We start from the raw sequence: 19,851 nt of genomic DNA on the forward strand, positions 1-19,851 counted from the left end.
TCTAATCATACCATATTTAGTGAAGATTCGGCAGTGTGAGGCGCGGAGCTTTAACAAATAATATCGAACAAATGAAAGCTGCTACTAAAAATACAGGAATCATATAAGTAGAATTATAGATCAACGAATACAAAATAACATTTTGCTCACCAGCAAATTCACCAAAGAATAGAATACCTGAAGTTACATGTGCTAAATAACGAAGAAAAGCTGCGATGAACGTTCCCAAGACAACTGCTCTAACCATTTTCATTTTATCCTTTTGTTCAAATGCATGTAAAAACGCAGGTCTCAGAAAACCAGCAAAACCAGCTACCATAAATGCGATGAAATAATCTATTGCTACTTGTGCTATCACTATTTCAAATGATAAGGGAGCTGCGTAAAAACGGCCTGTAACGACTTGTAATACACCTATTAAAAATCCAGTAGTTAAACCTGCTACAATACCACGACGAAAAGCCATTAAAATAACAGGTACTAAAACGAATGTAACTGATCCACCTTGCGGCATTCCAAAGCCGATCATATCTAAAACATATCCTAAAGCTGCAAAAATAGCGATTTCCATTAATATTAATACTCGATTATTCTTCATGACAATCCCCTTTTTTGACCACAAAAAAAACGACCCCCGGGATAGACCCAGACATCGCGCGATTGTCAGTTTCCATCCACATCCCTACGCAAGTATTAACTTACAGGTTCGAAGGGTACTATCTCAGCCGTATCAACGGCGCCCCTTGTGGTTTGAATTATTTAGTTCGAGTTCATTGTAGCTGAATAGATAAAGTATTGCAACCTTCTTTTGTTCTTTTGTTATACTTGTAAAAACTATATGCGTAAGGGGATGTTTACATGATTACATTATTAAAAGATTTAATACGTATCAAAAGTGACACATTGGAAGGCGCAAATAATGCTTTGTTATTTTGTGAGAATTGGCTAGAGGAACGAGGTATTACTACTACGATCTTAAAGCATGAGGAAAAACTGATGCTTGTGGCAGTAATAGGAGACGGTGATAAATGTATGATTTGGAATGGTCACGTAGATGTTGTTCCAGGAGAAACTTCACAATTTCAGCCTTATATTGAGGGAGATTATTTATATGGTCGTGGAACAGCTGATATGAAAGCGGGAGTTGCTGCGATGATGCAAGCCTTTTATGAGCTATCTAAACAACCTGAAAATCTTGCTCAAAAAATTCAACTACATATCGTAACCGATGAGGAAACAGACGGAGAGACATCCAAATTTTTGGTCGATCAAGGATATATCGGTGACTTTGTTATATGCGGAGAACCTACCCATCTACAAATTGGCTTACAGGCAAAAGGAATTATCCAGTTTGATGTAATACTTAAGGGCAAATCTAGTCATGGCAGTCGTCCTTGGGAAGGAATAAATGCAATTGAACAAGCGTTTCTTTTTGACCAACAGCTTCGCACACTTTCTTTTTTAACAGCAAGCAATGAGTTCTATGATTATCCTTCCTTAAACTTGGCAAAAATACAAGCAGGAGAACGATATAACGTAGTTCCTGATGAGTGCATAGTAAGTTATGATCTTCGTTACGTACCCGGACAAGATATGCATAGTATTCTTTTAGACCTCCAAACGTTGACAGAAGAATTTCCCAATAGTGAAATACAAGTGCACACTACCGCTCCTGCAGTAACAACTGAAGCTATTAACCCATATATCGAACGTATTGCTCAGGTCACTTCACAGTTTATAGGAAAACCTGCTGTGTTATTTGGGCAGCATGGAGCAGCTGATGCTCGCTTTTATGCAGAAACTGGAGCAGGCGCTATTGAGTTTGGACCAAGTGGTGGGGATTGGCATGGTGAAAAAGAATATGTATCTATTTCCTCTACGGAAACTTATAAAAACATCTTAGTCTCCTTAGGTAAAAATGAGAAAAATATCATAATTTCGTAGGATATATTAGAAAGAATAGAGGTGATATAAACTGGATAATCCAAGAATTTTATCAGCACTTTCCTATTTTAGTGTTTTGTTTGCTCCCTTTTTATTGCCCATCATCGTTTATTTTGTCTCACAGGATTCTGAAGTTAAATATCATGCAAAAAAATCCTTAATCTCTCATATCATACCTGTTGTTTTATTAGTAATTTTGTTCATTAGTATCTTTTCAAGTTTTATGCCTTTTACAACTGGATATAATGAACAGCCTACCCTTTGGATGGCAGTGGGACCTTTAATACTAATCGGTATATATATGCTTGTGTATGTTATAGTAATGGTTTGGAATATTGTTCAAGGCATTAAAGTATTAAGATAACGTTTATTTATAGGCTCTTAAGGGTACATAATTATTAATAACGAAAGCCAAGGAGCGATTATGATGAAAGTAAAAAACTTAGTCAAAACAGCAATTAAATTTGCACCAATTGTTTATCCCATTATCCGCAAAGTGTTAAAATCTAAAAAAACTACTCGCTAAAAAACTGTCCTCCTAAATAAGGGGACAGTTTTTTTAGTATATGAGGTGCTTTTGCGCAGCATTCATCAGTAAACTTGCAACTTCTACCCCTATTTAAGCAACTTCCCCCAAGCGTCAATACAGCTAAGCATTTGGAAAGGTAAGAAACATGCTATATTAGTGGCTTCAATTCTGTTAATGAGTAGTAGTTGTCCATTCCCTCTGCCTTAGCTACAGGAGATTTTCCTTCTTCTTTACTAGCATTCAGAATTTGTTCAAACGATAGTGGATTCGGTGCAGGCAACTCACTTTGGGTCACAAATATTCCCTTGTTGTACTGTGAAAAAAATGCATTTGCCATAATACGATAACCTTCCATCGTTGGATGGACATCTGCAGGATTTGGTAATAATGTCGTTGCATTAACTCCAAATGTCTCTTCTACTGACACATAAGTTGCTCCATTTGCCTCTGATTGTTTTTTTAATATAAGCTGCAAACGGTCTAACTCTTTTTTAATACCACTCTTTTGCGACTCTCTGACATGAGGATAAGCAAAATAATAACCCATGACATAAATTTTTGCTTTTGGTGTTAGTACTTGCACTTCTTTAATAATCTGCGCTATATTTTTTCGCGCATTATTTAAAGCAAAATCAGCTGGAATTTGTTGATATGCTACAGAACCACTCGTTGAATTCACTTGTACCATTTGTAGCAAATCATTTGCTCCTGCGGATATCGTAACTAACGTAGCCTTCTTCAGCAACTCTTTCGCTTCATCTGTCTGAATACTCTCAAGAACATCTGCTGTTGTATATCCTGGAAATGCTAATGCTTTTGAATAGAAAGCCAGCTGTCCTGTTGTAGTTAGTTTCTGTGCGATTAAGTCTGTATAACCAGTATCGATGGCACGATTTGGTGTTTGACCGGCTGCCAAAGAATCCCCAAGTGCTATATAGACTTCAGTTCCCTTTGCATCTACTGTGATAGAGCCAAATGAGATAAACAGAATGATTAAAGTACCAAGCATTTTTTTCAAACTACTCACTCCTTAAAAAGCCCATGCTCCTTTTTTGAATATAGGCTCCATTGATCCATCTGCTAATTCTCCCATAATATCCATGTCGCCACTACCAATCATAAAGTCTTCATGCACAATGGAGGTGTTAATACCCATAGCTTCTAATTCACTATGAGTTAAGCCACGAGCACCTTCCACACAGGTAGGGTATGCTTCTCCAATTGCAAAATGGTTGGAGGCATTTTCATCAAATAAGGTGTTAAAGAATAATACATTCGAAGCGGAAATAGGTGATTCATGTGGCACTAAAGCAATCTCGCCTAAATACTTTGCTCCCTCATCTGTTCCAATTAACTCTTGCAATAGTTTCTCACCAGTTGCAGCTTTAATAGAAGTAATCTTCCCATTTTCAAAAGTCAAAGTAAAATCATCTATTACATTTCCTTGATAAACAAATGGCTTTGTATTTTTCACATAGCCATTTACACCTGTTTTAAGTGGTGCAGTATATACTTCTTCTGTTGGCATATTTGCTATAAATGGTGTGTTTTGACCATTTTTACTAGCTCCGGACATCCAAATATGTTCTTTTGGAAGTTCCACTTGAATATCTGTTCCTTCTGCTTTATAGTGCAGCTTTTTGAAATGCTTATTATTTAGTAGTGCCGCTCTACTTTCCAGGTTATCAATATGTTCTTTCCATTGTTGAACTGCTGTGCCTTCGCCGATGCGCACAACTTGGAATATTAACTCCCAAAGAGCTTGCATTTGTTCTTCAGGCTTCAGATCAGGGAAAACTTTGGCAGCCCATTTCTCCGAAGGCATTGCAACGATGGACCATGTAATTACATCATTCATCACAGCTTTTCGATAATTTTCTAACGCTTTCCCACTTGCCTTTTGAAAGCTTGAAATACGGTCAATCGAAACACCTTCTAGTAGATCTGGGTTATCCGCGTCAATCCATAATAATGCGCCTTTATTTTCGATTAACTCGTCGCGCTGCATAGCAGCCCACTTAGGAAATTCATGGAACGCTTCATCTGGAGCAAAATCATAAAATGCGCGTGCATTTACTTCATCTGTATAGTTGACATCTACTCTTTTTGCGCCAGCTTCATAAGCTTTTTTCACTATTAATCGTGTAAATTCAATTGTATCTGTCGTCGTATTTATAAGAAGTGGTTGGTTTGGCTGTATATTCAGGCCAACCTTCACTACTAATTCTGCATACTCTTCAAGCTTTTGTTGAAAATCCATCTTTATTTCCCCTTTTGACTAATAGTTTTAGATGTCCCCTCGATTAACTCTCCGCGATACCATACTTTTTGAATTGGCTTTTTAGGAAGCTCTTTTGTCCACTTTTTAAAAGTCTTTTCATCGGAATAAGTTAATAATGTCATTACCTCTCCATCAGCACCCGCACGACCTGTGCGTCCTGAACGATGTAAGTATTGTTCCACTGAATGTGGTACATCTACATGGATTACATGAGTAAGTCCAGATATATCTAATCCTCTTGCTGCCACATCTGTAGCAATTAGTAAACTTACTTTACCGCTTTTAAAATCATCTAATGCTTTCTTCCGTTCATCCTTTTTCATTTCAGAATGTAGGGATACAATCGGCGCATCTCTATAAGAAAGTTTTGCATCCTTCATTAATAGCTGATCTAAACTATTTACAAATGCAAGGCCTCGCATACCTTTCAAGTAAGATATTCTACGCAGTAATTCAGTTTTATCACGAGGTTCTGTCTTCACGAAACTATGGATAACTTCTCCTTGCGAAGGAATATCTTCTGCTGCTACTTGAATACGCACAGGATTCTTCATCATACGTTCCGCAACTAGTTCTATTTCTTCTGTGATTGTTGCAGAAGTTACTATTAGTTGGCTTTCGACAGTTGCATCAACTAAACTTTTTACAGTTGTGCGATGTTCTCTGCTCAGAAGTTGGTCTCCTTCATCTAGGACAACGATGTTTATTTCATGCATTTTTAGTTTTTTCGTTTTTACTAGTTCTTGCAATCTACCAGGAGTTCCAACGACAATTGTCGGTTTCTTTTTAAGTACATCAATTTGTCTGTGAATATTTGCTCCACCAATTAATTGTGCAACTGAAATGTCTGTACCTTTCACCCATTCACGAAAAACCTCTACAATTTGCATTCCAAGTTCTTGAGAAGGAATGATTACCATTGCCTGAATATGTTTTTTGGTAGGGTCAACCATCTGCAAGATTGGAAGTACATAAGCAAGCGTTTTTCCCGTTCCTGTTGGAGATTCTGCAACAATATCAGAGCCATCCAGCATATGTGGGATTAATTGAGATTGTATAGGCATTGGTGATGCAAAATTTGCATCCTGCCATTTGTTTTGTAATGTTTCATTTAAGTTAGTTATAAAAGTCAAATTTGTTTCCACCTTATCCGTATTTAAGTCAAGTGTACCATATTTTTTATATCGACTATTATTTATAGATTATAGAGATTTAGATAAAAAAAAGTGCCTGTTAAAAAGGCACTTATTTACTTTCCTCTTCAGTTGTATATTCCTTCATTAATTCATAAAAATTCAACTCATATAATTGTCTTCCATCAATTTTATATACACCTTTATTTACAAATTCTTCAATAATTCCATCACGTTTTTGTTCTGTTTGTGATTCTTTTATCATCATCATGTTAATGTCTCCTTGCAAATTTTATTCCATTGTATTTTACCCATTCTAAGGTTTAATAAACTTGTCTTTTCATTCTTTTGAAAGCACCCGTAAATGATGGGAAAGCTTTACGAACAAAGTAATAGCATACATAGCCTAGAAATGTCCCAAGTGTATTCAGCCACAAATCATCCACGTCACTACTCCTACTTTGTGGAATCTGCATAATTTCAATAAATAAGGAGATACATAATCCCACAAATACAGGTAATATAAAAAGTTCCATCCTTTTAAATAGTAAAGGTAGAAGAAATCCAATTGGCATAAATAGAATGATATTACCAAGGAAGTTTATATAAAATGGTTGCCAAAAACCTAGGTATACAACTGACTTGTAGGTTTCTTCCACAACACGAAATAACTCCAAATTTACACCAGTAGTATAGGCAGGAACGTCCCCGGCTTTAGGTATTATTGTTTGAGAAAAAAGACCAACAAGTACTGAGAAAAACACTAATATTCCAATCTCATGTAAAGTCTCTTTAAGCTTAAATCCTCTCTTCTTCCAACGAAATAGTCGCCAAATGACGATCAATGGAAAGGCAATCCCTATAAAAAATAACATATCATCTAAATAATTTATGATTACATACATCTACTCACCTTCAAATAACTCTTCTAAAAATTTTTCCCTATGATCTAAAAAATACTTTGTAATTTGATAATGCGCTGTCAGTTCATAATCGATTTCCTCAATTTGTCCTTCATCAAAACTTAGGATCGTCGCTTCAGGATATCCTAATAATATTGGAGAGTGTGTCGCAATGATAAACTGGCAATTCTGTTCTTTGATCAAATCATGCATGATACGTAAAAATGCCAATTGTCTCTGCGGTGATAATGCTGCCTCTGGTTCGTCTAACAGATAAATAGCCCTACCATTAAATCGATTTTTAAATAACGACAAAAATGACTCACCATGGGATTGCTCATGAAGGGATTTTCCACCATAACTGTCTAACACACCAAGGCCAGGATTTTCTCTTTCCAGTTCATCCAGATGTGAAGCAAACTGATAATAGGATTCTGCACGTAAAAAGAAACCACTAGTTACTTTGGGCATCCAAGAAAGTCTTAGATATTTCCCCAATGCACTTTCTGCACCATCTACATCATAAAGGTTATTTCGACTTCCTCCAGCAGTATTAAACTCACATTTATCTGCAATTCCTTCTAATAATGTCGATTTCCCAGTCCCGTTCTCTCCCACAAAGAAAGTGACAGGAGAAGTTAACTCTAATTCATTAAAGTTACTAATTGCAGGAATGGTGAATGGATACTGCCTTTCCATTTGCGGCTCTTTGAAAAGGGTCACTCTATTTAAAAACATATGATTCCCCTCCCACTCATATCATAAATTATTACTTCTGAAGAAAGGTTGTTTGCCTTGGATCTACCTATTCGTATAGAAACGAAATATATTAAGAAAAGTTCGCCAAAAATTAACGTGTATTATCCTATAGTAACTAATCTACCCAATCCTGCCGTTGAAAAAAAGATTAATGCAGATATTATACATGAACTAAACAAGCTTTTAATTGAACAAGGATTTTACAGTGAACATTTAGTTGAAATGGTCGGTACCTATGAGATTAAAACGAATGAACGAGGCGTTCTCAGCTTAAGTTTAACTGTCTATTCGTTTACAGGTGGAGCCCATGGTCTTACAATTACGAAATCACTCACCTTTGATGTCAAGACTGGGAAGCAGTATGGACTAAGTGAATTGTTTAAGCCAGACAGCAATTATGTAAAAGTCCTCTCTGACATGATTGAAAAGAAAATTGTCGAGTGGGATGTACCTCTATTAGAAGATTTTACACAAATACGAAGTGATCAAGATTTTTATATAGCGGACCATTCACTTGTCATTTATTTTCAAGTGTATGAATGGACTCCGTATGTATACGGCTTCCCCTATTTTCCAATTACCATTAAAGATATAGAAAATCTTATTCGTGAAGGTGGTATTCTTGAAAAAATGATTCCATTCTAGTGACACACTCTCTTTAGTACGGTAAAGTATTATATAAATACGTACTGGGGGTTTATGGGAATGAAAAAAGCAATTTTCTTTGACTTAGATGATACTTTACTATGGGACAATAAAAGTGTGTCCACTGCGTTTCACAAAACATGCGTATATGCAGCCACTCAGGTTAATGTGGATCCATTTGCTCTAGAACAAGCCGTACGTTCAGAGGCAAGCACATTGTACGATACATATGAAACACGTGCTTACACTAAAATGATCGGCATTAATCCTTTTGAAGGGCTATGGGGAACTTTTGACGATCCTTCTGAAGATTTTCAAAAGATGAAAGCTATCATACCCGAATATCAGCGTTTAGCTTGGACGAAGGGATTAGAACAGTTAGGGATTTATAATGAAGAATTAGGCAGAGAGCTGGCGGAGTATTTCCCACGAATGCGAAAAGAAAGCCCCTTTGTATATGAAGAAACCTATGAAGTATTAGACCAACTAAAAGAAAAGTATTCATTATTATTAATGACAAACGGTTCACCAAGTCTTCAAAATACTAAATTAGAAATCACACCGGAGATTGCTCCATATTTTGATCATATCCTTATCTCTGGATCCTTCGGTAAAGGAAAGCCTGACCCATCCATTTTTGAACATGCCTTAGAGATTGTAGGATTATCGGCAGAAGAAGTATTGATGGTCGGAGATAACTTAATGACCGACATATTGGGCTCTTCTAAGGTTGGCATTCAATCTGTATGGATTAACCGCGAGGAAAAACCGGTAATTGAAGAAATAAGGCCTACATATACAATTGAAAACTTGAGAGAGCTTTTAACATTGCTCTCGTAAGAAAAACCGGGCAAAAAAACGCTCGGTCCTTTAAGATTAAGACCTGTTTCTATCGCTTTCGAAGCGTTTTGGACAGACTTGTTGCTATATTAAAACCGGCTAATTTTTGAAGGGGTTCTCCACCTGAAACGGAAATCAGTAGTATTATTGTATAGATCTTATTCTTCATAATACCTAGATAGATGAACTCACTGCACTAAATTTTATACTCTTCTTCTATTAAGAAAAGGTGGATCCTCGACATATAATTGTCGTGAATCCACCTTTTTATTTTATAGATCAATCGGTGTTGCATCAAAGATATCTTCTAATGCCTTAAGCTGCTCAACACCTGACTCTTCCACATGCTTATCAATTGAAATCATCATAATCGCATCTCCACCTACTTCAGAACGACCCACTTGCATCGCTGCGATATTGATACCTTCCGAAGCAAGCAGTGTTCCTACGCGACCAATAGCACCCGGTTGGTCTTTATGACGGATGAATAATAAGTAACCAGATGGAACTACATCTACGATAAAGTCATCTACACGTACGATACGGCCACCTAGACCATTTAATAATGTGCCTGCTACTTTTCTTGTTCCAGTCGCTGTTTTCATTTCAACCGTTATTAAACTTGTAAAACCTTTGGACTTGGAAGTTTTTAATTCGTTTACTGTAATGCCCAAACGGTCTGCAAGGAATTTCGCATTTACATCATTTACTGATTCACCTAATTTACTTTTCAGTAGACCTTTTATAGCATTACGTGATAATGGACGAGTGTCTAGATTTGCCAATTCCCCAGAATAAGTAATATTGACCTCCTCAGGTACTCCATCCGCAAGATCGCTTAGGAATGAACCTAATTGCTCCGCTAGATTAAAGAATGGCTCAATTTTAGCTAGGACATCCTTTGGTACAGAAGAAAGGTTAACAGGATTCTTCACTGTCCCATTTTGTAAGAAGCTCACAACGTCATAAGACACATCAATTGCTACAATCTCTTGTGCTTCTATCGTACTAGCACCTAAATGGGGTGTTGCAATAACCTGTGGAAGTGTTAATAATTTATGCTCCACAAAAGGTTCTTCCTCAAATACATCCAGTGCCGCCCCCGCAACTTTACCTGACATGATAGCATCATATAATGCATCTTCGTCGATAATTCCACCTCGAGCACAGTTAATAATTTGAACCCCGTCTTTCATTTTTTCAAAAGCTTCTTTATTTATTAAATGACGAGTTTCTTTCAATAGAGGCGTATGTACTGTTATAAAGTCTGCCGCTTTGATCACCTCTTCTACTGTACCAAACTGAACTCCTAGTTTCTCCGCTTTTTCAGCTGTTAAAAATGGGTCATAGGCAATGACATTCATACGTTGCCCTTTTGCACGGAAAGCAACCTCCTGCCCAATTCTTCCGAAGCCTAGAACACCTAATGTTTTGTTCTTCACTTCTACGCCGATAAAAGTTTTGCGATCCCATTTTTTATTTTTCAAGGAATGGAAGGCTTGTGGGATATTGCGCGCAAGCGACATAAGCATAGCAATAGAATGTTCTGCAGCTGAGTTCGTATTTCCATCAGGAGCATTAACAACGATGATCCCACGTTCTGTTGCAGCAGTTAAGTCGATGTTATCCACCCCAACTCCTGCACGGCCAATAATTTTCAAATTAGTTCCTTTTTCAATAATTTCTCGAGTAACCTGTGTTTGGCTACGAACTAACAATGCATCAAACCCACCAATTTTTTCGCCAAGTTGTTCTGGAGTTAATGAAGTATCAACAACGATATTAAATCCTTCTGCATTTCTTAATGGGAAAATACCATCTTCGCTTAGTGGATCACTGATTAGAATATTAAATGTCATATGAATCTTCTCCTTTTATTACGATATTTTTGTACGATTATTTAGCATCAAATGAAATTCCAGTACTCTTCCTTATTTTAAAAACATAAAAAAGCCCTCCACTCCCTACAAACATGTAAGGGGCGAAGAGCTTATACACTCACGCGGTACCACCCAAATTTTACTGCAATTATCTCGCAGATTCTCAATTAGTATGCTTAACGCGCATTTCACGGATGAACCTAAATCCTCTGTTTTCAGTCCACCAATTCTAGAGTGCTACTCTACAAACAAAATCACTGATTTACACCAACCATCAGCTCTCTGAAGATCTCAAATTGTAAAATCTATCTCCGTCAAAATTGTTTACGCTTTATTGAATTAAATTCATCATACTCACCAGTAGACTAATTGTCAATATAGTCAAAATACTTGAAAACGCTATCATTTTTATTTGTGTCAAAAAAACATTGATATGAAGCAGTTTAACAATCCAAAAAAACTTTATAAATATTTTTAATTCGTGTTCTAATGATATAAGCATTAAAAATATAATTAATATATGGAATTTAAATGTAAAGACGAACCTTATTTGTTTTAAATCAATTAAAGTTCGTATATATAAAATTATATTTTAAAAAAGCTATAAAGTTATTGACCTTAAAGAGTTTAATTTGTACACTGTATAAAACCATTTGTTTTTCCCGTGAGTACAATAACATTAAATTATAAGGATTTGATTATATGAAAGTAAGTAAATTTGGTGGAACATCTGTTGCAAGTGCAATCCAAATTAAAAAAGTAGCTGCAATAGTTAAAGCAGATCCATCTCGAAAATTCATTGTTGTATCTGCACCAGGTAAACGCTACGATACCGATAAAAAAGTAACGGACTTACTAATTGAATTGGCAATCGCTGCTATACATAAAGAAGAAGTAGAAGAAAAACTATTCAAAGTCTTGGATCGCTATAAAGAAATCGCACAAGGCCTAGAACTAGATGATACAATTTGTAACGTTATTGAAGAGGACCTACGTTCACGTATTAACAAAGACCAAAGTATTCTTGAATTATTTGTAGACAATATTAAAGCAAGTGGAGAAGATAATAATGCAAAACTAATTTCCGCTTATTTCACTAGCATTGGTCTCGATTCTCAATATATTAACCCGAGGACTGCAGGGTTGCTTGTAAATGATCTTCCTGAACGAGCACAAGCGTTACCACAGGCATATGACAATCTATATGCACTAAACCACCTTTCTGGCGTTGTTGTATTCCCCGGTTTTTTTGGGTTTACACCTAATGGCACTCTGCGCACATTCGATCGTGGTGGATCTGATATCACCGGATCTATCCTTGCAGCAGCAGTGAAAGCCGATTTATACGAAAACTTTACGGATGTCGATTCTGTGTTTTGCGCTAATCCTAAAGTAGTGAACCATCCTGCTGAAATTGAAGAAATCACATACCGTGAAATGCGGGAGCTTTCCTACGCTGGCTTCTCTGTTTTTCATGATGAAGCATTAATGCCTGTATTTAAAAGTGGCATTCCAGTATGTATTAAAAATACAAATAACCCATCAGCTCCTGGAACGAAAATAGTAGCTAAACGTAAAAACAACAAGCGCCCAGTAACTGGAATTTCCGCTGATAACGGTTTTTCTATTTTATATGTAAGTAAGTATTTGATGAACCGAGAAATTGGATTTGGTCGTAAGCTGCTTCAAATTTTAGAAGAAGAGCATATTTCTTATGAACACACTCCATCTGGATTAGACGATATTTCTGTTATTGTACGTAGTCATCAACTGGACCCAGAGAAAGAAGCACGTATTATGAGTCGAGTATTGAACGAACTTAAAGCAGATGATGTCCACTTCCGCCATCATTTTTCCATGATTGTAATTGTAGGAGAAGGTATGAACAATAGTACAGGACTGGCAGCACGTGCTGCATCCGCTATTGCAAATACTGGAGCAAATATTGAAATGATTAACCAAGGATCTTCTGAGGTCAGTCTGTCATTTGGTGTTCAAGAAAGTAGTGAGAACAAAATTCTGCGTGCATTATACAATGAATTTTTCTCAGCAGTAACAGTTGGTTAATGAAAAACGGATAAAAATGACGTGGGTCCTTTTAGATTAAAACCTCTTCGAAGGACTTTGAATAGACGTTTTGCTATATAGTTACCGAGTAAATTTTTAGGGATGCTAGTTAATTGTGATTTCCACCACAATTAACTAGCATCCCTTTTTACCGGTTTATATAACTTAATTCACTTATTAAAATGATATTAACTGGTTTAAAAAATTCGTTTTCATATAGTGAATGAGGGTCATCTGCTCATTTACTTTCCATTCATCACCAGTCTTCACATAGCCCATTTTCTCATATAAGTAACAATTTCTTTGTTCTTGCTTAATTGTATCTAGCTCCCACTTTATCGCATGTGGATACATGCCCTCAATACGGCTCATGACTTCTTGGGCTATACCTTTCCCTTGAAATTCCTCGAGAATATTAATCATGTGTAATCTCATCACCCCTGGCGACTTCGGATATACATGAACACTCCCTACCAACAATTCATCTTTTAAGATTTTAAAATAGTCCCCTGTCTGTAACCGTTCATTAAACCTTTCAAACGTCTGGAAAACAGGACTAGTATCATGGTCTTGGTATTTTTCATAGATAGGTTGAAACACTTTTTTTTGTAATGTAAATAGTTCAGAAGCGTCTGATAAACTAGCTTTCCTTAGAGAAATAGAAGACTTACTTATTTCAAAAAGCACTTCTAAAAGATGATAGGGGATAAAATCTCCACTTTTAACCAGTCCATATATTTCATCGATTGATGCCCATTTAGCATCCGCTACCTCTTCGTATTGTAAATTTAATAGATCCGTATCTATTTCTTGTTTGACTAGCCAATGGTCATCAAAACCACGAGAAAACTTTACAGTGAATATCTGCTCTGCGTGTTCCATTTGCAACTCAATGCCTAATTCTTCTTTCGTTTCACGAATAGCACCCATTTCACTAGTTTCTCCTACAAGAACAGCCCCTGCTGCTGCACAATCCCACATACTTGGCCACCCTTTTTTCCACGGCTGCCGCTGTTGAATAAGAAATTGACCTTTTTCATTCATGATCCATACATGAACTACTTGATGAAAGTCACCCTCCATCATCTCATTTCCTCTTATCCATATCTTTCCTGTACTCTCTCTGAACTCATTCATAATATCCCAACGTTCCATTTCTACACCCTCTTTACACCTTATTCGTTACAAATAGTATATCATTCAAGCATCTTAGTTTTAATCATGTTTGACAATTATTTTCATGTGTGAGATAATACCTTAGTTAACATTTGGTACGACATAGTTTTTCGATATTGGCATTCTGCTATATGTGTTTTTGATAATACTTATTCACACTGGAGCGGCTATAGGGTCGCAAGGACGTAAAAGAAGGTAGGGTTTACGTTGCTTAGGTTAGAAGGCAACCAGTGGAACAATTTACCGCGGCATTGAAAGGTTTCTTTCATGGAAATTATTCCCCGAGCTTTTCGGGATGAAAATTTTAAAATTCAAAAGTTATGTTATACCTATACAAAATCAAGGGGTGTTCTCATTATGAGAGCGCCCCTTGTCCAATTTATCCAGCTATTTCTTTTTTTCGTTTGTTGTATTCTTTGAACATCAGCAAATAGATGAATCCACTCAGTAAAGCTAAAGCTGCAAGTATCGCGAATGTCCACGTAAACCCAATCCAAGCTACTAGCGGAAATACTAAGGGTGCAATTGTTCTACCAATAGTATAGCGGAGACTTGCCGCCGCAAAATATTGTCCCCTCATATCGTCAGGAGCTAATTTGGACACAAAGCTTTCCTGTAATCCAACTGTTGCTAATTCTCCTAAAGTAAAGATTGCCATCGCTATTAAGAAAACCCAGAAGTTCGCTGTCATCGGGAATATAATCATTGCCACTGCGTATAAAAACGAAGATAGAAAAAACACCCACTTCTCCGGATATTTTGTCATCCACCTTGTAACAATTACCGTAAACAGTACTACTAATAATCCGTTTTCGGAAAGAAGAATACCAAACGAGCCTTCTCCTGTTACAGACCATTCCCTATTAAAAAGAGTACCAAGCACTTGCTTGTCGATAACCTCTTTCATATAAACTGGTATCAGCATATCCAATTGCATATAGGTTTGTCCTAGTAAAATACCTGCTATAACGAATAAGAAGAAAACCTTATCCTTTACGATTAATCCGTAAGTTTTAACCTGAGTGACAATCACCTGAGTCCAATTATTCGACCCGCTCGCCATCTTAGCCTTCATATCGTCGGGCAAAGTTTCTTCCGTTAAAAATCTAATTGCCAAACCAACGATACAGAAAATAATTCCCGAAACTAATAAAAGTATAAAACGGTGATTAAAGAATAATACCGCCCCAACTATTGGACCAATTACTACCGAAATATTTATAGACGTATAGAACACCGAAAATACAGTGCTTCGGTCTTTTTCCGGCACAACATCCGCGACAATTGCTTGACTTGCAGGATGATATAACGACCCTGCCATCCCCGCAATCGTAAAGGCTACAAAGCTTAGCATCGGTGAATCTAACCAGGGGGAGTTCGCAAACGCAAATAATATGAATGCCACCCCTTCTGCTATTGCTGAGAAAAACAGCATTGTCCGGCGACCAAATCTATCCGCACAATAGCCCCCTACCAAATTAGCCCCTACTGAAAAAACTTGAGATGCAACTAGTAAAACCCCTGCCATACTCGTGCCAAATTCATCAGCAAAATAAATAGCTAAAAAGGGAAATACCATCCAAAAGCTTAAATTACTAAAAAACTCCCCAAACAAACGGACCTGTAAACTACGATCCCAATCTCTTATTCTCATTCTATATCCCCACAACTCATAGTTTAGATTAGACTATACTACCACATTACTTCGATTTTCGAAATAGTTATTTTAAAAGAGCTAAACCACGAGTAACTATTTCTGAAAAAGCCCATTGAACAGCTAATATAGTCCTTAAATTTCCTCATATAGCCCATATGTTTCAGTAATGGCTCAAAGACCAATATAGCCCTTAATGTTTCGCAAATAGCCCATAAAAAAGCCTTACCACATCCCACAATGTAGTAAGGTTCTTGTTTCTATCCCCTATAAACACTTTCACATGTCCCAGCTGCTGGTTCATAAAAACAATGTTGTTTAAATTGACCTGTAAAAGGTTGATCGTACCATGTTGGCGGACATGGACCATAGGGATTAAAATACCAAAGAGCAAATTTTGCTGGATGGTCTCTCCAATAATCCAAAGTCTGTTTTGCTAATTTTTTTTCAACAGATCTTGCTCTTTCATAAAACAAATTACCCTTTTGAACAGCTTCAAAAGAATAATTTCCTCCTTGTATCTGAAAAATGACGTCTTCGATTGTTCTTACATCTCTAAAGTCTAAACAATCTGCGATAGCACGATTAACAATTACATTTCCAACATATAACATTCCTTGCTGTCCTTCTGCTTCGGCTTCTGCTCTCATCATCCTAGCCATTAAATCCACGTCTTTACTTCGGTAAGCTATTCTTGGCATTTTTTTCACCCCACAGTATAGTATGAAAAAAACCCATTATTGGTGTCTTTCTATGCTTGGCTATTACTTTAAATAAAAAGAAGATCCATCAATAATCTCGACATCTTCTCTCTTACCAATCACATCCATTAAGTAAAATAAGGCTTCATCCTTCTTTTTCGCCTCAATCATACAATCAATTTGAGGAACTGTTCCTTTGATGACATTTAAAAAACGGAAAAACATATCCACATCCACATAATCGGAATGATGACGGAATGCCGTCTCACTTTTAGGACTTGAGATATGCATTTTGATGGGGAGGGGCGAGTCATCCCATGTTGCAACTACGCGATTCCAATTATCTTCCCAATTATTATTACGATAATGCACAAGATGGTGGTGAAAATCAAATACAAGTGGAACTCCTAACTTTTCGCACAAATAAAGAGTGTCGTCGAATGTAAAAGAAGTATCATCATTCTCCAGAATAATCATCTTCTGAATGGGGTTCGGAACGTCATTCCAAGTTTCCACAAAACGCTCCAGTGATTTTTCTGTATCCTTATAATTACCACCAATATGAAGCACACAGCGATGAGTAGGATCTATTTGCATTTCCTTTAATATCGAATAATGCATTTCTAAAGTCTTTAATGAATTATTAAACACTTCTGGTTTAGAGGAATTCAAGATTACAAAATGGTCTGCATGAAAATCAATTCTCATATTGTGTTTTTTTGTAAACTCGCCTATCACTTGTAGCTTATCTTTTACCGAAGGTATCATATAATTCCAATCAGGAAGTTCTTCATGGTTGGCTAAAGGAATGAGTCGAGAAGATAAGCGATAAAAATGAATTTCACTAAAACGATTATGCTTAAGAATTCTATGTGTATTTTCTAAATTAGCTAGGGCAATTTGTTCTAGTTTGTAGATTGCCGCTTCCCGATCCCTATACTTTTGAAATTGGGTAAACGTCATTGTTTTAGATGGGGAAGCATTTTTTAGTTCCATGCTCATCGCAACATACCCGAGACGTACAATTGTCACTTTTATCACCTCCTCCCTTAGTATGGAGAAAATAACTAGGAAGTAGACTATTTCCAAGAAAATAAAAACTACGAAGGATCATCTCCCTCGCAGTCTCTCAAAAGTTATGAAATTTTCTTTCTTGGAATCATGTTAAACACAATATTTAAAACAATTGCAGTTATACTCCCTGCCACAATCCCATTGCTCGTCAAGATTTTCATGCTCGTTGGTAATTCCGCAAATAATTCAGGAACGACTGTTACTCCAAGCCCTATACCAATAGAACATGCAATAATCATTGAATTATCTTCTGTATCAGATACGACTTTACTTAACATTTTAATCCCTTGTGCCACAATCATCCCGAACATAGCAATCATCGCTCCACCTAACACAGACGCGGGAATGATTGTTGTTAGAGCAGCAATCTTTGGGATGAAACCAAGTACAATTAGCATTACCCCAGTTATATAAATAACCGTTTTCGTTTTCACCCCAGAGATTTGCATTAGCCCAACGTTTTGAGAAAACGTAGTATAAGGGAATGAGTTGAAAATACCACCTAATACTACAGCGATCCCTTCCGCACGATAACCTTTAGTTAAATCCTCTTTTTCTATCTTTTTACCAAGCATATCCCCTAAAGCAAAGTACACACCTGTCGATTCAACTAACGATACGATGGCTACTAACGTCATTGTAATAATAGGAGAGATTTCAAAAGTAGGTGTACCAAAGTAAAAAGGTTGAATCATATGGAAAAAATCTGAATCTCGCACTGGAGAAAAGTCTACTTTTCCCATAAATGCCGCTGCAATCGTTCCGCCTACAATACCTATTAATATAGAGATAGCTTTTATAAAGCCTGAAGAGAATCGGTATAACAATACGATAAATAGTAGAGTTCCAAAGGCTAATAGAATATTCGGCAAGGAACCAAAATCAGCTGCTCCTTGACCACCGCCCATATTATTAATCGCAACGGGTATTAACGTAATCCCAATAATCGTTACTACAGAGCCTGTTACAACTGGTGGGAAAAACTTCACAAGCTTCCCAAAAAAGCCACTTATTAATATAACGACTACCCCAGAAACAATAATTGCTCCATAAATAGCGGAAACCCCATAATCCCCACCTATAGCAATCATTGGTCCAACTGCTGTAAACGTACATCCTAAGACTACAGGAAGTCCGATTCCAAAAAAGCGATTACTCATAACCTGTAAGATGGTTGCCACACCACACATTAATATATCAATGGCTACTAAATATGTAAGCTGTTCTGTTGTAAGACCTATTGCTCCTCCAACTATTAAGGGTACAATTACCGCTCCTGCGTACATTGCAAGGACATGCTGAATTCCGAGCGCAGTATTTTTTAAGGCGCTATTCATCTTACAGTTTCCTCCTCAAAAAACTCAACTTTACCATTTGCCAATGATTTAATATTAGCTAGTGAATCTACTCGGATACCTTTGTCACGAATTAACTTTCCTCCTGGCTGAAATCCTTTTTCTATTACTATTCCAACACCTGCAGTATTTGCTTCTGCTTGATCTAAAATTTCTAAAAGCCCTAATGCCGCTTGTCCATTCGCTAAGAAGTCATCAATGATCAATACCGTGTCTTCCTTGCTTATAAAATCTTTTGAAACAGAAATATCATTTGTTTCCCCTTTTGTAAATGAGTGCACCTTAGAAGTAAATAAGTTGTCTGATAGAGTAAGTGATTTACGTTTTCTCGCGAATACTACAGGCACACCTAGTGTAAGTCCAGCAAACATAGAAGGAGCAATACCAGAAGATTCAATCGTTAGTATTTTAGTAATTCCAGCATCTTTATAACGTGCAGCAAATTCATTTCCTATTGCTTGCATTAGCACAGGATCTATTTGATGATTTAAAAAAGTATCCACCTTTAATACATTTTCTGATAATACTTTACCATTTTTAATAATTTCCTCTTGTAACAATTTCATAATCAAACATTCCCTCTCTATTTTCAATTTGGACAAACAAAAAGCCCGAATGATATTGCAACCACTCAATTATGGAGTGGAGCAATGTCATTCGAGCTAAAAAAGTCGAATAGAAATAAAATAGACTATGACAAAAATGCCATAAACTAAGTACTTCATCGCCACCCATAGTCAGCTTGTTTACGGTAAGCTGGTAGAAACTTGCAGGCCATATCCCTGCTATTATACGAGTTCTTATTATTTGAATATTTCTCATTATAGCATGCTTATCCCCATTTTCAATTACCCTTCAAAATGTTCAATGATTCATAAAATTCAGTCGGGACATCAAAAAAACACCCACGT

19 protein-coding genes, 2 riboswitches and 1 other annotated feature are annotated in these 19,851 nt (G+C 36.7%); of the genes, 5 read left to right on the plus strand and 14 right to left on the minus strand.

Annotation, left to right across the window (positions count from 1 at the left end; translation table 11 throughout):
* Positions 1 to 16 precede the first annotated feature (16 nt).
* Positions 17 to 598: an energy-coupled thiamine transporter ThiT gene (gene thiT / locus MHI40_RS15325; RefSeq protein WP_093538141.1), complete on the minus strand. Its 582-nt coding sequence runs from the start codon at positions 596 to 598 to the stop codon at positions 17 to 19.
* 64 nt (positions 599 to 662) lie between these two features.
* Positions 663 to 754, minus strand: a riboswitch (TPP riboswitch).
* Between the two features lie 104 nt (positions 755 to 858).
* Here thiT and MHI40_RS15330 point away from each other — a divergent pair.
* Positions 859 to 1,944 (plus strand): M20 family metallopeptidase, encoded by a 1,086-nt coding sequence (locus MHI40_RS15330; RefSeq protein WP_340763366.1) that lies wholly within the window; start codon positions 859 to 861, stop codon positions 1,942 to 1,944.
* Between the two features lie 31 nt (positions 1,945 to 1,975).
* Entirely contained in the window at positions 1,976 to 2,308 is a 333-nt protein-coding gene (locus MHI40_RS15335) for a DUF4870 domain-containing protein (protein ID WP_093538139.1), read from the plus strand.
* 313 nt (positions 2,309 to 2,621) lie between these two features.
* On the opposite strand, the gene MHI40_RS15340 is transcribed toward MHI40_RS15335, so the two are convergent.
* The 6 genes from MHI40_RS15340 to MHI40_RS15365 form a co-directional block, all read right to left on the minus strand.
* Positions 2,622 to 3,482, minus strand: coding sequence for an SGNH/GDSL hydrolase family protein (locus MHI40_RS15340; RefSeq protein ID WP_340764543.1), 861 nt, complete (start codon positions 3,480 to 3,482; stop codon positions 2,622 to 2,624).
* A gap of 21 nt (positions 3,483 to 3,503) precedes the next feature.
* A complete protein-coding gene (locus tag MHI40_RS15345) occupies positions 3,504 to 4,733 on the minus strand; it encodes an aminopeptidase (protein ID WP_340763367.1) in 1,230 nt (409 codons plus the stop codon).
* A gap of 2 nt (positions 4,734 to 4,735) precedes the next feature.
* The gene (locus MHI40_RS15350) at positions 4,736 to 5,887 is read right to left on the minus strand and encodes a DEAD/DEAH box helicase (RefSeq protein ID WP_093538137.1); all 1,152 of its coding nucleotides are present in this window, start codon (positions 5,885 to 5,887) and stop codon (positions 4,736 to 4,738) included.
* 112 nt (positions 5,888 to 5,999) lie between these two features.
* Positions 6,000 to 6,158, minus strand: a complete 159-nt coding sequence (locus MHI40_RS15355) for a Fur-regulated basic protein FbpA (protein ID WP_139219931.1) — start codon at positions 6,156 to 6,158, stop codon at positions 6,000 to 6,002.
* Positions 6,159 to 6,210: 52 nt separating this feature from the next.
* Entirely contained in the window at positions 6,211 to 6,792 is a 582-nt protein-coding gene (locus tag MHI40_RS15360) for a VanZ family protein (RefSeq protein ID WP_340763369.1), read from the minus strand.
* Positions 6,793 to 7,527, minus strand: a complete 735-nt coding sequence (locus tag MHI40_RS15365; protein ID WP_340763370.1) for an AAA family ATPase — start codon at positions 7,525 to 7,527, stop codon at positions 6,793 to 6,795.
* A 117-nt stretch (positions 7,528 to 7,644) separates the two neighbouring features.
* On the opposite strand from MHI40_RS15365, the gene MHI40_RS15370 reads away from it, so the two are divergent.
* Positions 7,645 to 8,193, plus strand: coding sequence for a DUF3298 and DUF4163 domain-containing protein (locus MHI40_RS15370; protein ID WP_245762744.1), 549 nt, complete (start codon positions 7,645 to 7,647; stop codon positions 8,191 to 8,193).
* Between the two features lie 60 nt (positions 8,194 to 8,253).
* Entirely contained in the window at positions 8,254 to 9,033 is a 780-nt protein-coding gene (locus MHI40_RS15375) for an HAD family hydrolase (protein WP_340763373.1), read from the plus strand.
* 272 nt (positions 9,034 to 9,305) lie between these two features.
* Here MHI40_RS15375 and serA read toward each other — a convergent pair whose 3' ends face one another.
* Positions 9,306 to 10,892, minus strand: coding sequence for a phosphoglycerate dehydrogenase (gene serA / locus MHI40_RS15380; protein ID WP_093538132.1), 1,587 nt, complete (start codon positions 10,890 to 10,892; stop codon positions 9,306 to 9,308).
* 115 nt (positions 10,893 to 11,007) lie between these two features.
* Positions 11,008 to 11,240 (minus strand) — a binding site (T-box leader).
* Positions 11,241 to 11,615: 375 nt separating this feature from the next.
* Between serA and MHI40_RS15385 the strand changes: the two genes are divergently transcribed.
* On the plus strand, positions 11,616 to 12,980 hold the full coding sequence (locus tag MHI40_RS15385; RefSeq protein WP_340763374.1) for an aspartate kinase: 1,365 nt from the start codon (positions 11,616 to 11,618) through the stop codon (positions 12,978 to 12,980).
* 177 nt (positions 12,981 to 13,157) lie between these two features.
* Here the strand turns inward: MHI40_RS15385 and MHI40_RS15390 are convergent, their stop codons facing one another.
* From MHI40_RS15390 to MHI40_RS15415, 6 genes are all read right to left on the minus strand, one after another.
* Positions 13,158 to 14,135 carry a GNAT family N-acetyltransferase gene (locus MHI40_RS15390; protein ID WP_340763376.1) on the minus strand — a complete coding sequence of 326 codons (978 nt, stop codon included), beginning with the start codon at positions 14,133 to 14,135 and terminating at the stop codon, positions 13,158 to 13,160.
* Between the two features lie 400 nt (positions 14,136 to 14,535).
* Entirely contained in the window at positions 14,536 to 15,810 is a 1,275-nt protein-coding gene (locus MHI40_RS15395; RefSeq protein WP_093538130.1) for an MDR family MFS transporter, read from the minus strand.
* 260 nt (positions 15,811 to 16,070) lie between these two features.
* Complete coding sequence (locus MHI40_RS15400) at positions 16,071 to 16,511, minus strand: cell wall hydrolase (protein WP_340763379.1); 441 nt, start codon at positions 16,509 to 16,511, stop codon at positions 16,071 to 16,073.
* Between the two features lie 63 nt (positions 16,512 to 16,574).
* Complete coding sequence (gene uvsE, locus MHI40_RS15405) at positions 16,575 to 17,543, minus strand: UV DNA damage repair endonuclease UvsE (protein WP_340763382.1); 969 nt, start codon at positions 17,541 to 17,543, stop codon at positions 16,575 to 16,577.
* Positions 17,544 to 17,647: 104 nt separating this feature from the next.
* Entirely contained in the window at positions 17,648 to 18,922 is a 1,275-nt protein-coding gene (locus MHI40_RS15410; protein ID WP_340763384.1) for a nucleobase:cation symporter-2 family protein, read from the minus strand.
* A complete protein-coding gene (locus tag MHI40_RS15415) occupies positions 18,919 to 19,506 on the minus strand; it encodes a xanthine phosphoribosyltransferase (RefSeq protein WP_093538126.1) in 588 nt (195 codons plus the stop codon). The genes MHI40_RS15410 and MHI40_RS15415 overlap by 4 nt, the downstream gene beginning before the upstream one ends.
* Before the next feature lie 148 nt (positions 19,507 to 19,654).
* A riboswitch (purine riboswitch) is annotated at positions 19,655 to 19,756 on the minus strand.
* Positions 19,757 to 19,851: the final 95 nt, after the last annotated feature.

Source organism: Psychrobacillus sp. FSL H8-0510, from assembly GCF_038008345.1.
GTDB lineage: Bacteria > Bacillota > Bacilli > Bacillales_A > Planococcaceae > Psychrobacillus > Psychrobacillus psychrotolerans.

Excerpts from the sequence above, each read along its gene's own strand:
- thiT (WP_093538141.1), bottom strand. The coding sequence starts at position 598 with ATGAAGAATAATCGAGTATTAATATTAATGGAAATCGCTATTTTTGCA.
- MHI40_RS15330 (WP_340763366.1), top strand. The coding sequence starts at position 859 with ATGATTACATTATTAAAAGATTTAATACGTATCAAAAGTGACACATTG.
- MHI40_RS15340 (WP_340764543.1), bottom strand. The coding sequence starts at position 3,482 with ATGCTTGGTACTTTAATCATTCTGTTTATCTCATTTGGCTCTATCACA.
- MHI40_RS15345 (WP_340763367.1), bottom strand. The coding sequence starts at position 4,733 with ATGGATTTTCAACAAAAGCTTGAAGAGTATGCAGAATTAGTAGTGAAG.
- MHI40_RS15355 (WP_139219931.1), bottom strand. The coding sequence starts at position 6,158 with ATGATGATGATAAAAGAATCACAAACAGAACAAAAACGTGATGGAATT.
- MHI40_RS15360 (WP_340763369.1), bottom strand. The coding sequence starts at position 6,792 with ATGTATGTAATCATAAATTATTTAGATGATATGTTATTTTTTATAGGG.
- MHI40_RS15365 (WP_340763370.1), bottom strand. The coding sequence starts at position 7,527 with ATGTTTTTAAATAGAGTGACCCTTTTCAAAGAGCCGCAAATGGAAAGG.
- MHI40_RS15375 (WP_340763373.1), top strand. The coding sequence starts at position 8,254 with ATGAAAAAAGCAATTTTCTTTGACTTAGATGATACTTTACTATGGGAC.
- serA (WP_093538132.1), bottom strand. The coding sequence starts at position 10,892 with ATGACATTTAATATTCTAATCAGTGATCCACTAAGCGAAGATGGTATT.
- MHI40_RS15385 (WP_340763374.1), top strand. The coding sequence starts at position 11,616 with ATGAAAGTAAGTAAATTTGGTGGAACATCTGTTGCAAGTGCAATCCAA.
- MHI40_RS15390 (WP_340763376.1), bottom strand. The coding sequence starts at position 14,135 with ATGGAACGTTGGGATATTATGAATGAGTTCAGAGAGAGTACAGGAAAG.
- MHI40_RS15395 (WP_093538130.1), bottom strand. The coding sequence starts at position 15,810 with ATGAGAATAAGAGATTGGGATCGTAGTTTACAGGTCCGTTTGTTTGGG.
- MHI40_RS15400 (WP_340763379.1), bottom strand. The coding sequence starts at position 16,511 with ATGCCAAGAATAGCTTACCGAAGTAAAGACGTGGATTTAATGGCTAGG.
- MHI40_RS15410 (WP_340763384.1), bottom strand. The coding sequence starts at position 18,922 with ATGAATAGCGCCTTAAAAAATACTGCGCTCGGAATTCAGCATGTCCTT.
- MHI40_RS15415 (WP_093538126.1), bottom strand. The coding sequence starts at position 19,506 with ATGAAATTGTTACAAGAGGAAATTATTAAAAATGGTAAAGTATTATCA.